This is a genomic window from Halobacterium yunchengense (assembly GCF_037031165.1).
GTDB lineage: Archaea > Halobacteriota > Halobacteria > Halobacteriales > Halobacteriaceae > Halobacterium > Halobacterium yunchengense.
The window spans coordinates 1-12,159 of record NZ_JAYEZL010000007.1; the positions used below are offsets into that span (position 1 = coordinate 1).

Sequence of the window (12,159 nt, forward strand, 5' to 3'; positions counted from 1 at the left end):
GCACTCACGGCCGCAGTCGGCGAGTGCAGGCACTCACGGCCGCAGTCGGCGAGTGCAGGCACTCACGGCCGCAGTCGGCGAGTGCAGGCACTCACGTCCACAGTCGGCGAATCGTATAAGTCGACGCCGTCCGGACTGTCCGTCGTGAACGCGTCGAAGCTACTCGCGGGCCTCGCTGCCCTGCTGGTCGTCGCCGCACTGGTCGGCGCCGCCGTCTCACTCGCGACGGCGCTCGGAGACGCCGAGACGGCGGCGACGGCCGTGCTGGTCGCCGCGGCGGTGCTCGCTGTCGTCGGTGCCGGCGCCAGGCGCGGCGGGTCCCCGAACGGACGCACGCCGTACTGGTAGCGAACCACTGCCTGGTCGGAGTCGCGGTCTGGCCTGCCTGGTCGGAGTCGCGGTCTGGCCTGCCTGGTCGGAGTCGCGGTCCGTCGGTCAGCGACTGCGCCGCCCCTTCGTCTGCCGGTAGTCCGTCTCCAGCAGCTCGAGGAAGAACTCGACGTACGCCTCCGTCTCCGAGTCGGTCTGCTCGCCGGGGTGGATCATCGGCGCGAGTTCGAAGCCGCGACCGCGAACCGTCGTCGCGTGGCACTCCTCGACGTCGAGTTCGTCTGCGGGCGTCGTCGTGTACTCCGCCCCGAGTTCGGTGAGCGCGCGCTGCCCGACCGGCACCAGCACCTCCGGGTTTATCATTCGAATGTCGGCGTTGAGGAACGGCTCGCAGGTCGCGACCTCCTCGTCGGTCGGCGCCCGGTCCGGATGCCGGCAGCGCGCGAGGTACGTCAGGTAGGCGTTGTCCAGTTCCGGCTCCTCGCTGTCCGGCAGCGAGTAGTTCAGGCCGACGCTCCCCAGGATGTGCTGGAAGCGCTCGCCGGCGGCGTCGCCCGTGAAGGGCACGCCCGCTCGCTCGGCGCCCGCGCTCGGCGCCTCGCCGACGAACACGAAGTCCGCGCCGACGTCGCCGTAGCCGTGGACGACGCGCTCGCGGACGTCGCAGAGCCCGGGACAGTTCCGGCAGTCCTCGTCCATCCCGTAGGGGTTCCGGCGGCCGCCCTGGTTCGCGTCCATCTACCGGTTACTCTTGGCGCCGCGTGGAAAGCCGTGTCGCCTCTGGGAACCGTATCTCCCCGGCCGTAATCTGGAGCCGCGTCGCCTCTGGGAGCCGTGTCGCCCGGCCGTAATCTGCCCGTGGGCGGCCGCGGCTACTCGTTTCGCGGACTGCTCGGGTGGTAGTCGGTGTCGTACTCGCCGGGCCGGCCGTCGAGGCGGTCCGGATTGATGCGGCCGCCGAGCAGCATGAAGTCCAGAATCGTGCAGTAGAGCATCGCCTCGACGACCGGGACGGCGCGCGGCGGCAGCGACGGGTCGTGGCGGCCGGTCACCGTCACCTCCTTCTCCTCGCCGGTCTCCCAGTCAACGGTCTCCTGGGTCTTCGGAATCGAGGTGGGCGCGTGCCACGTCGCCTCGCCGTAGATGGGTTCGCCGGTGGTGATGCCGCCCTGGAGGCCGCCGTGGTCGTTCCCGACCGGAACGGGGTCGCCCTCGTCGGCGACGACGTGGTCCTCGTCGCCGTCCGCGAACGTCCAGTCCTCGTTGCGCTCCTTGCCGGCCACGGAGCGCGCCTCGCGCCCGAGCCCGAACTCGAAGGCGGTCGTCGCCGGAATCGACATGACGGCCTGGCCGAGCCGCGACGGGAAGCCGTCGAAGCGCGGCGCGCCGAGCCCGCGGGGGACGCCACGCGCCTCGAAGTAGATCGACCCCCCGATGGAGTCGCCGCGCTGCTGGTAGTCGTCGATGACGTCGCGCATCTCCGCGGCGGTCTCGGGGTGCGCGCACCGGACCTCGTTGTCCTCGGTGTGTTCGAGCATCTCCTCGAACGTGACCGCGGGCGACTCGACGTCCCCGATCTGGTTGACGTGGGCTTTCACCTGGACGTCGTGCGCTGACTGGTCGAGTACCGCCTTCGCCACGGCACCGGCAGCCACCCAGTTCACGGTCTCGCGGGCCGACGACCGGCCGCCGCCGCCCCAGTTGCGCGTACCGAACTTCGCGGAGTACGTGTAGTCGCCGTGGGACGGCCGCGGCGCGGTCACGAACGGCTCGTACTTTCCCGAGCGCGCGTCCTTGTTCTGGATGGTCATCCCGATGGGCGTTCCCGTGGTGTAGCCGTCCTGCAGCCCCGAGTTGATCGTCACCTCGTCGGGCTCGCCCCTGGACGTGGTGATCATCGACTGGCCGGGCTTCCGGCGGTCGAGTTCGCGCTGCACGGTGTCCTCGTCGAGTTGTACGCCAGCCGGGCACCCGGAGACCACGACGCCCATGCCGGGGCCGTGGCTCTCGCCGTACGTCGTCAGCTGGAAGAGCCGCCCGAACCGATTCCCGTTCATTGTCGGACGATACGGCGCGAGGGGCTTATGGCTTGCAGTATCTGCAACGGGTGCCGGCCGGGCCGGGCGGGAGTCCTCGGCTCCGGGTTCGGTACGTCCGGGCCGTCCACGCCGGCGTCGGTCAGACGAGGTCGCCGAGGCGCGCGACGCCGAACGGCACGAGCGCCTCGCGTTCGTGCAGACCGCCGTGCATCCCGGCGAGCGCCAACTCCTCGGGTTCGCTGGCGCGCCAGAGCGCGCCCTCCCGTGGCACCACGAGGAGGTCGCCGCAGTTCCGCTCGAAGGCCGGACCCGGCTCCCCGAACCCCCAGAGGTCGTCGGCGAGCGCGTCGGCCTTCGAGCGCACGAGCGCGTCCAGGTCCGCGGCAGCGAGGCACGCGCGAGCAGCCTCCGTGTCGCTCACGCGGAGGTGGACGTTCCGCGGGCCGCCGAGGACGAGCGGCGTCCCCGACCGGTCGGTCGGCACGTACTCGAGCACGCCGGTCTCGTCCAGTTCCGTCCTGCGCTCGACGGGCACCTGGCCGTGGTCGGCGACGAGACAGACCGCCGTCTCCGCCGACACGTCGCCGTCGACGGTCGCGAACGCGCGCTCGAGCGCGTCGCAGACGGCCGCCACCTGGAGGTCGTACGCTTCGCCGTCCGGTCCCTCGCGGTGCGCGACCGAGTCCACGACCGGATAGTAGGCGTACGTGTACGACGGCGCCGCGCTCTCGCGGACGGCGTCCCGGACGGCGAGCGCGAACCCCATCGTGCGCTCGTAGTGGTGGACCGTCGCGCCAGCCGTCGACGCGTCACGGTAGCCCGGACCGTAGTCGGGTTCGACGACGTGCGCGTCAACGCCCGCAGCGCCCAGGTCCCCGTACACGGAGTCGGCGTCGAACAGGTCGCCCGGCGCGACGGACACCTCGCCGCCGTCCTTCGCGGCGTACGGCAGCGTCTCGTAGACGACGTCGCCCTCGGGGTCGTAGCCGTTCCACCCGAGCATGCCGTGTTCGACCGGGTCCGTGGCGGTGTGCATCGTCGTCACGCACGCCGCGGTCTCCGAGGGGAACGTCGACGTCAACGGCGTCACGCGCCCCTCGTCGACGAACGACGACAGCAGCGACACGTCGCCGTGGACGCGCTCGAACTGCCGGAACCCCAGCGAGTCCAGGAACACCACCACTACACGTTCGGCGTCCGCCGTCACGCCGTCCAGCGCGCGCTCGGGCAGCCCCCGACCCAGGTCCGCGCCGACGAGCGAGGCCGCCGTCGCTGGCACCCTCGCGAAACAGAAGCCGTCGTAGTCCGGCCGGAGGTACCCGTCCGCGAGTTCGTCGCCAGCGAGGTCGTCTGCGAGCGCCGCGTCGAGCATACCTCCTCGGTCGCTCTCGACGCACAAAAACGGCTCCGGTGGTGCAGGTCTCGGTAGCACGACCCACACTGCGGAGTCGGGTCCGCGAACGGCAGTCCACCGCCGCGTCCGTAATTGTTCTCGGGCGTCGACGTCAGCGTTCGTAATTGTTCTCGGGCGTCGACGTTCACGTTCGTGACGGCCCTCAGGCGTCCACGGCCGCGCCGAGGTCGGCGAGGACGTCGAAGAACCGGGGGAACGAGACGTCGACGTGCTCGGCGCCCGCGATCGTCGTCTCGCCGTCCGCGACGAGCCCGGCGACCGCCAGCGCCATCACGATGCGGTGGTCGCCGCGGCCGTCCACCGCAGCGCCCGAGAGGTCGCTCTCGGCGCCGTGCACGACCAGCTCGTCGGGGTGCTCCTCGACGCTCGCGCCGAGCGCCGCGAGCTCCTCGGCCATCGCGGCGACGCGGTCGGTCTCCTTGTAGCGGACGTGCTCGGCGTCCGTGATGGTCGTCGTGCCGTCCGCGGCCGCGCCGAGGACCGCGATCGTCGGCAGGAGGTCCGGCGTGTCCGCGACCGAGACCTCGACGCCGTCCAGCGCCCCCCGCTCGACCACGATGCGTCCCTCGGTCTCCCGCCAGTCCACGCCGGCACCCATCTCTCGGAGGACGTCTACGATGGCGGCGTCGCCCTGCGCGCTCGGCTGCATCCCCTCGACGACGACCTCGCCGCCGCGCTCCCCGTCGCCGTCCTCTCCGTCGCCGGCGGCGAGCGCGCCCGCCGCGAGCAGGTACGACGCCGACGAGAAGTCCCCGGGGACCGCGTACTCGCCGTCGGTCGGCTCGTACGTCTGGCCGCCGGGCACGCGGTAGCCGTTCCGGCGCTCCTCGGCGTCCACGCCGAACGAGTCCAGGAGGTCCAGGGTGACGTCGACGTACGGCGCGGACTTCAGCTCCGTCGTCAACTCGACCTCGACGCCGCGCTCGGTCACCGCACCCAGCATGAGCAGGGACGTGACGTACTGCGAGGACACGTCGCCGGGGATCGACGCGGTGCCGCCGTCGACGGGGCCGTCCACGACGAGCGGCGCCTGGCCGTTCCCCCGTGTCGACCGCGCGGTGCCGCCGAGCTGTTCGACGGCGTCCAGCATCGGGCCCTGCGGCCGCGACCGCAGCGACCGGTCGCCGGTCAACACGGTGGTGCCGTCGACGAGCGCCGCCGTCCCCGTGACGAGCCGCATCGTCGTCCCCGAGTTCGCGCAGTCGACGACGTCGGCCGGCACGTCGGGGTCGCCGAGGAACCCCGTAATCTCCCAGTTCTCGCCCGTGCGCTCGGCGTCGCCGCCGAAGTGGTCGACGGCGCGCGCCGTCGCGCGCGTGTCCGCGCTCACGAGCGGGTTCCGGACGAGCGCGCCCTCCGCGTACCCCGCCGCGAGCAGCGCGCGGTGAGTGTAGCTCTTCGACGGCGGCGCGCGCGCCGTCCCGCTCACGCGCGAGTTCGCCACAGTAGCGTCCATGATCGGACCGACGACGGCTCGCGGTATCAGGATTCCGGCGTCGGCCACGTCTTCCAGCCCGGGCACCCGCGAAGCCACAGACGCTCCTCCCGGGCTGTCGGATGCGGTAGCGTTTTTGTCCGGCCCCCACCAGTCCCCGGCATGGACCCCGACTTCGGGCGGCTGGACGAGTACCTCGACGAGCGCGGCCTCGACGGGTACGCGTTCCACGACGACGCCTCGAACAGCGACCTCTACTACGCGACCGGCTTCTCCGCGCCCGACCCGTTCTTCGCCGTCTACGCGCCGGAGGCCACCGGCATCCTCACGGGCCCGCTGGAGTACGGCCGCGCGAAGGCCGAGAGCCGCGCGGACGCCGTCAGGCGGCTCTCCGAGTACGACTTCTCCGCGAAGCGCGAGGAACACGGCACGGAGACGGCGATGGCGCTGACCGCCGCCGCGTTCCTCGCGGACCTCGGCTGCGAGTCGGTCGCCGTCCAGCGGACGTTCCCGGTGGGCACCGCCGACGACCTGCGGGGCGAAGGCGTCGGCGTCTCCGTCGACGACGACGGCGTCGTCTCCGACGTGCGCGCGACGAAGACCGACGAGGAGGTCGACAACGTCCGGGCCGCCCAGCGCGCGAACGAGGCGGCGATGGCGCGCGCGGAGGAACTCGTTCGCGGCGCGGACGTCGACGACGACGGCGAACTCGTCCACGACGGCGACGTGCTCACCAGCGAGGACGTCACTCGCGAGATCGAGATCGAGCTCCTGCGCCACGGCTGCTCGCTCGACGAGACCATCGTCGCGTGCGGCCGGGACGCCGCCGACCCCCACGACCGCGGCAGCGGTCCGCTGCTCGCCGACGAGTTCGTCATCGTCGACATCTTCCCCCGGGACAAGGCGACGAAGTACCACTCGGACATGACGCGGACGTTCCTCAACGGCACGCCCAGCGACACCCAGCGCGAGTGGTACGACGTCACGAGGGAGGCGATGGACGCCGCGCTCGACGCCGTCGAACCCGGGGTCAGCGGCGAGGCGGTCAACCAGGCGGTCGTCGACGTCTACGACGACCACGGCTTCCCCACCATCTACACGGACCCCGACGCGGAGACCGGGTTCATCCACTCGACGGGCCACGGCGTCGGCCTCGACGTCCACGAGAAGCCGTCGCTGGCGCCCGGCGGCGAACAACTGCGGCCCGGTCACGTCATCACCGTCGAACCGGGCCTCTACGACCCCGAGGTCGGCGGCGTGCGCCTCGAGGACATCGTCGTCGTCACCGAGGACGGCTACGAGAACCTCACCGACTACGAGATTTCGCTGACGGGCTGACCGCCGCAGCTCGCTCGCGCCTACTCGCCGCCCGGGGCGTCCGGGCGCGGCGGCGCGCTCGCCAGCCGGATGGAGGAGTTCACGAGCGAGCGCATGTGCTCGACGCCGTCCAGGGCGGCGTCCAGTTCGTCCGCGTCGACGCGCTCGCGGGCGGCCTCCAGGTCGGCTTCCACGGCCTCGATGGAGTCCAGGAGGTCCGAGGACAGCAGGTCGGTCAGCTCCAGGAGGTGGTCGCTACGCGTCGACTCGTCGCCGTCGATGACCTCCCGGAAGTGCACGGAGAGCCCGTCCTCGGCGGGGAACGCCCGGACCTCGAAGGTCTTCCCGAGCGGCGAGTAGTGCTCGCGGAAGGTCACGGGCGTCTGGCTCGCCATCGCGCGCCGGTACTCCGCGCCGAAGTCCGTGTCGCTGGCGGCCGGGAACGCGTCCCAGACGGTCTCGCCGCGGACGTCCTCGGGGTCGACCTCGAGGACCTCCGCCGCGGCGTCGTTGAGGTAGGTGAACCGCCAGTCGCGGTCCAGCGCGAAGAAGCCGTCCGTGACGCGCTCGTAGACGCTCCGCGCGAGGTCGTTCACCATCGCGACGTCCTGCCGGCTGCGGTACGTCGCCGCGGCGTCGTGGCACGCGCCAGCGACCGCCGCGAGCGCGTCCGCCGTCTCGGACGCGCGCACGTACTCGGTGACGTCCAGGGAGATGGCGTCGCTCGCGACGGACGCCGCGCCCTCCGCCTCGAGGACGACGGCCGGGACAGCGGGGTCGGCGTCGCGAACGCGCTCCAGCACGCGGAGCGCGTCCGACCCGGCCGACCCGCCGTCGCCGACTGCCCCACTCTCGTCTGTCCGGCGCGCCTCGTCCGGCCCGAGCGCGTGCTCGACGCCCACGCAGTCGGCGTCGGCCTCGGACAGGGCCTCCACCGCTTCGGCGCTCGCCGCGGTCGTCACCGACAGCGGCGCGCACTCCGGGAACGCGCGCTCGACGGCCGCCCGTCGTCGCAGGCGGTCGCTGACGAACAGGACCCGCACCTCGGCGTCGGCTTCTGTCCGGGAGTCCCCCATAGCGGCTGTCGGTACACCGTAGGCACTCCCTGCGGTTTGTTACTTGTGGCCTGTCAGGTCTCGTTCTCGTCCTCGTCCTCGCGGAGGTCGTGGAACACAGCGACGAAGTCGTCCTCGTCGAGCTCCGCGACGAGCTCGTCGATCTCCTCGCGCATCGTCTCTAGCTCCCGGCAGAGCCGCTCGTAGCGCTCGTCGCCGGCGAGCTCCTCGGGGGTCTTCGTCGTCTCGATGGTCGCGCGCTTCGAGGCGAGCGCGAAGTACGCCTGGACCTCCTCGCTGTACAGCGACCGCGCGAGCAGCCGGCCGACCAGCGACTCCAGTTCCTCGCGCTCGACCGGCTTGACGACGTACGCGTCGAACCCGAGGTCGAGTGTGTCGAAGTCCGGGTCGACGGCGGTCACCATCGCCACCTTGCAGTCGTAGCCAGCCTCGCGAGCGGCCGCGAGCACCTCGTCGCCGGACTGCTCGGGGAGCCGCCGGTCCAGGAGCATCACGTCCACGTCGTCGTCCAGTTCGTCGAGTGCGCCCGCCGCCGTGTACGCGGTGCGGACGTCGTAGGTCGCGGACAGCCAGTCCGCGAACAGGTCCGCGAGTTCGCGCTCGTCCTCGACGATGAGGACCGTCGCCGTCTCGGTCATCTACGACCACGAAGATTAGCTGCTCGTTTAACTCTTTCCCGCACCGAAAGGAGCCCGTTCTCGGCTCGTTCGGCCGGCGAGCGCTGCTCGAGGCCGCCGGTCGGCGGACCTGCTCGAGGTCGCCGGTCGTTCGTGGACGTAAACGGCGCCGCGTCGCCGTCAGTGTAGCGTGGACGCAAGCGGCGCGGCGGCCCCGTCAGTGTGGCGTGGACGCGACGGCCGTCTCGACGGCCGGCGACGGCGCGGAGCCGTCCGCCGGCGTCCTGACGACCACGGTGGCGTCGTCGGCGACGTCGACGGCGGCGCCGCACTGCCGGGTGACCCAGTAGACGACCCAGAGCCCGATGCCGGAGCCGTGCTCAAGTTGCCGCTCCGTCGCGCCGGCGAGCGCGCGCTGCTCCTGCTCCGGGATGCCCGGGCCGTTGTCCGACACGGAGACGGCGACCTCGTCGCCGTCGCGGAACGCCTCGACGGCCACCGTCGGCACCGCGGCGTCGTTGTGCTCGACGGCGTTCGCGAGCAGTTCGCGGACGGCGAGGCGGAGTCGTTCGTCCACTGCCGCGTCCAGGCCGGCCTCGACGTCGACGTCGAAGCGCGCGTCCGGGTACCGGGACCGCGCGCGCTCGACCGCCGCGGCGACGACGTCGGCCAGGGCGACGGTCTCGGCGTTGTCCTCGTCGAGCACTCGCTCGACGACCCGCGCCTTCTCGCTGACGGCGAGGAGGCCCTCGGCGGCCGACCGGACGCTCTCGACGTCCTCGTCGCCGTCGAGCCGGTCCGCGAGGCGCTCGGCGCGCCCGAGCACGACGTTCAGCGCGTTCCGGACGTTGTGCCGGAGCACGCGGTTCAGCACGCGCAGCCGCTGGTCGCGGGCCTCCCGGCCGGTGACGTCCCGGGCGACCCAGACGTAGCCGCCGTCGGCCAGCGGCACCACCGACAGCTCCTGGGGGAACGTGGAGCCGTCCTCGCGGCGCGCGGCGAGTGTCCCGTGCCAGTGCTCGCGCTCGCCCGCGTCGAGGGCGTCGACGACCTCGGCCACCCTGGCCCGGGCGTCGGTGGGGTAGTACTCGCTGTAGTGCGTTCCGAGGACGCCGACCGGGTCGTCGGCGCCGTACGCCTCGCAGAACGCGTCGTTGGCGTACGCGAGGCGGCCGTCGTCGTCGAGGACGGCGACGCCGTCCATCGCCGCGTCGAGGGCGTCCCGGAGGCGGTCGTGTGCGCGGGACTGCTGGCGGTTGCTGTCGCTGTACGTGCCGGCGACGGCCGCGGCGAGCGCGCCGACGCTCGTGTGCTGGATGAACACGTGGTCGGTCGCCGCGCCGGCGCCGTACGCGCCGACGGCCATCGCCCAGAGGTCGAGTGCGAGCACGGCGCCGGCGCCGCCGACGGCCCACGCGAACACCGCGTCGCCGCGCGCGACCCGGGGGCCGGACCGCCAGAACCAGACGCCGTACGCGAGCAGACCGAGCGCGGGCACGACCGTGGCCGCGACGACCATCGGGTCGCCGTGGCCGTGGCCGCGGAAGTGCCCGACGGCCGCCGCGGACAGCGCCGCACCGAACGCCGCGACCAGCCAGTCGCGGCGTGGCTGTCGGTCCACGAGGTGGACCTCGGAGGTCGGCATGGGCCCGACAACCGCGTCCCGGTACAAAAATTTGCGCGTCGGATTATCAGTCGAGAAACCGCCGCGCCGTTCGGCCGCCCTCGGGGCGAGCGAACGCCTTTTGCCGGGCGGGCCGCAAACGGGAGTCGATGGACGTACTCGTGGTGGGGGCCGGCGCGGTCGGTCGGTGGTTCGCGTCGCTGGCGGACGCACCGGTGTCGTTCGCGGACGTCGAGGAGGCGCGCGCCGAGGCGGCCGCCGCCGAGCACGACGGCCGCGCGCGCGCCGTCCCCCTGGACGGCGAGGAGTCGTTCGGGCTGGTTGCGGTGGCGGTGCCGATGAGTGCGGCCGCGGACGCCATCGCGGCCCACGCCGAGCGCGCCGAGCGCGCCGTCGTGGACTTCACGGGCGAGATGCGCGGCCCGCTCGCGGCGATGGCGTCGGCGGCGCCGGCCCGCGAGCGCGCGAGCTTCCACCCGCTGTTCGCGCCCGAGCACGCGCCCGGTCGCGTCGCGGTCAGCGAGAGCACCGCGGGGCCGGCGGTCGAGCGCGTGCGCGAGTGGCTGGACGCGGCCGGGAACACGCTCGTGGACGTGGCGCCGGCCGACCACGACGACGCGATGGCGACGATCCAGGGGCGCGCGCACGCCGCGGTGCTGGCGTTCGCGCTCGCCGCGGACGACGTCCCCGATGAGCTGGCGACGCCGGTCTACGAGGACCTCGCGGCCCTCGTGGCGCGCGTCACCGGCGGGAACCCACGCGTGTACGCCGACATCCAGGACGCGTTCGGCGGCACCGAGGAGCTCGCGGCTGCGGCCCGGCGGCTCGCCGACGCGGACCGCGAGGCGTTCCTGGAGGCCTACGAGGATGCCGGTCGATAGGGACGCCGTCCTCGACAGCGCGAAGTACCTCCGGGGGGTGCGGCCCGTCGACCCGGCCGAGATCAGGGAGTACGTCGCCGGCCAGCCCCGGGAGGCCGTCGTCCGGCAGGTGCTGCGCGAGCACGCGGCGGAACTCGGGCTCGTCGAACGCGACGACGGAACGTTCGTCCCGGCGAGCGACGGCCCGGTCCGCCCGGCGTTCGAGGGGGTGGACGCTCTCCCTCCGACCTACGAGCACGCGGTCGAGGACCTGCTCGTCGAGCGGTGGGGCGCGGACTGGCACCGCGGCGAGTCCGGCGACGACCTCCGGGAGACCATCCGCCGGTTCAAGGAGGACTACTACCGACGCAATCCCGTGGAGTACGACTACGAGGTGGCGCTGGGGTACGCGGTCTACCACCTCCCGTCGTACTACGCCGCCGTCCAGTACGTCCTCGACGACCTCGCGGCAGGCGGCCTGCTCTCGGGGGACCTCCGCGTCCTGGACGTGGGCGCGGGCGTCGGCGGCCCGGCGCTCGGGCTCTTCGACTTCCTGCCCGGGGACGCGCTCGTGGAGTACCACGCGGTCGAACCGAGCGAGGCGGCGGACGTCCTGGAGTCGCTGCTCCCGGAGGCCGGTCGGAACGTCCACGCCGAGGTCCACCGCGAGACCGCCGAGGCGTTCGACCCGTCCGGCGAGTACGACCTCGTGCTGGCGTGCAGCGTCCTCAGCGAACTCGACGACTCCCTCGCCGTCGCCGAGAAGTGCGTGGACGCGCTCGCCGACGACGGCACGTTCGTGGGCGTCGCGCCAGCGGACAAGCACACGAGCACGCACCTCCGCGCGGTCGAGCGGGAACTCGAGTCCCGGGGCGTCACGGTCTACGGGCCGACGCCGCGGCTGTGGCCGGGCGAGCGGCCGAGCGACCGCGGCTGGACGTTCGACGAGCGGCCCGCGCTCGACCGGCCGCGCTTCCAGGAGCGGCTCGCAGAAGCCAGCGAGCGGCCGTCGGAGTTCCTGCACACCGACGTGCGGTTCTCGTACTCGCTGCTGCGGTCGGACGGCGTCCGCGAGCACGACGTCGCCCTCGAGGGCGACCGCCTGCTGCGGTTGGCGGCCGTCGACGAGTGGGTGACCGACCGCGCGGACGCGGTGCTCGCGAAGCTCTCCCGGAACCTCGCCGGGGAGGACGCCAACCCGCTGTTCAAGGTGAGCGACGGCAGCGAGGCCACGGACTGTTACGCGGTGCTCGTGCGGCCGACGAGCCTGAACCGCGACCTCGAACGCGCGGACTACGGCGACCTGCTGTCCGTGGAATCCGCGCTCGTGCTGTACAACGGCGACGAGGACGCCTACAACCTCGTCGTCGACGAGGAGACGGTCGTCGACCGCGTCTGAGCGGTCGACGGGACCGGGGAGCGCCGGACGCCCGCGGATTTTGGGGCA

General features: G+C 72.7%; 11 protein-coding genes. 4 read left to right on the forward strand and 7 right to left on the reverse strand.

Features of this window, described 5'->3' with window-relative positions:
* Positions 1-144: 144 nt before the first annotated feature.
* Entirely contained in the window at positions 145-348 is a 204-nt protein-coding gene (locus U5911_RS16125; RefSeq protein ID WP_336038080.1) for a hypothetical protein, read from the forward strand.
* 87 nt (positions 349-435) lie between these two features.
* On the opposite strand, the gene U5911_RS16130 is transcribed toward U5911_RS16125, so the two are convergent.
* From U5911_RS16130 to aroA, 4 genes are all read right to left on the reverse strand, one after another.
* Positions 436-1,068: a uracil-DNA glycosylase gene (locus U5911_RS16130; protein WP_336038081.1), complete on the reverse strand. Its 633-nt coding sequence runs from the start codon at positions 1,066-1,068 to the stop codon at positions 436-438.
* Positions 1,069-1,202: 134 nt separating this feature from the next.
* Positions 1,203-2,387: a chorismate synthase gene (gene aroC, locus U5911_RS16135; RefSeq protein ID WP_336038090.1), complete on the reverse strand. Its 1,185-nt coding sequence runs from the start codon at positions 2,385-2,387 to the stop codon at positions 1,203-1,205.
* Between the two features lie 121 nt (positions 2,388-2,508).
* Positions 2,509-3,741, reverse strand: coding sequence for an alkaline phosphatase family protein (locus U5911_RS16140; RefSeq protein WP_336038091.1), 1,233 nt, complete (start codon positions 3,739-3,741; stop codon positions 2,509-2,511).
* Positions 3,742-3,925: 184 nt separating this feature from the next.
* Positions 3,926-5,239, reverse strand: a complete 1,314-nt coding sequence (aroA, locus tag U5911_RS16145; protein WP_336038092.1) for a 3-phosphoshikimate 1-carboxyvinyltransferase — start codon at positions 5,237-5,239, stop codon at positions 3,926-3,928.
* Positions 5,240-5,380: 141 nt separating this feature from the next.
* Here aroA and U5911_RS16150 point away from each other — a divergent pair, with 141 nt between their 5' ends.
* The gene (locus U5911_RS16150) at positions 5,381-6,556 is read left to right on the forward strand and encodes a M24 family metallopeptidase (RefSeq protein WP_336038093.1); all 1,176 of its coding nucleotides are present in this window, start codon (positions 5,381-5,383) and stop codon (positions 6,554-6,556) included.
* A 20-nt stretch (positions 6,557-6,576) separates the two neighbouring features.
* On the opposite strand, the gene U5911_RS16155 is transcribed toward U5911_RS16150, so the two are convergent.
* The 3 genes from U5911_RS16155 to U5911_RS16165 all read right to left on the reverse strand — a co-directional run bounded on the left by U5911_RS16155 (position 6,577) and on the right by U5911_RS16165 (position 9,873).
* The gene (locus U5911_RS16155) at positions 6,577-7,611 is read right to left on the reverse strand and encodes a PAS domain-containing protein (RefSeq protein WP_336038094.1); all 1,035 of its coding nucleotides are present in this window, start codon (positions 7,609-7,611) and stop codon (positions 6,577-6,579) included.
* Between the two features lie 53 nt (positions 7,612-7,664).
* Positions 7,665-8,249 carry a HalX domain-containing protein gene (locus U5911_RS16160; RefSeq protein WP_336038095.1) on the reverse strand — a complete coding sequence of 195 codons (585 nt, stop codon included), beginning with the start codon at positions 8,247-8,249 and terminating at the stop codon, positions 7,665-7,667.
* 196 nt (positions 8,250-8,445) lie between these two features.
* Positions 8,446-9,873: a PAS domain-containing sensor histidine kinase gene (locus tag U5911_RS16165; protein ID WP_336038096.1), complete on the reverse strand. Its 1,428-nt coding sequence runs from the start codon at positions 9,871-9,873 to the stop codon at positions 8,446-8,448.
* A 128-nt stretch (positions 9,874-10,001) separates the two neighbouring features.
* Between U5911_RS16165 and U5911_RS16170 the strand changes: the two genes are divergently transcribed.
* Both U5911_RS16170 and U5911_RS16175 read left to right on the forward strand, forming a co-directional pair.
* Complete coding sequence (locus U5911_RS16170; RefSeq protein ID WP_336038097.1) at positions 10,002-10,733, forward strand: prephenate dehydrogenase dimerization domain-containing protein; 732 nt, start codon at positions 10,002-10,004, stop codon at positions 10,731-10,733.
* Positions 10,720-12,111, forward strand: a complete 1,392-nt coding sequence (locus U5911_RS16175) for a small ribosomal subunit Rsm22 family protein (RefSeq protein ID WP_336038098.1) — start codon at positions 10,720-10,722, stop codon at positions 12,109-12,111. The genes U5911_RS16170 and U5911_RS16175 overlap by 14 nt, the downstream gene beginning before the upstream one ends.
* The last annotated feature ends 48 nt before the right edge of the window (positions 12,112-12,159 follow it).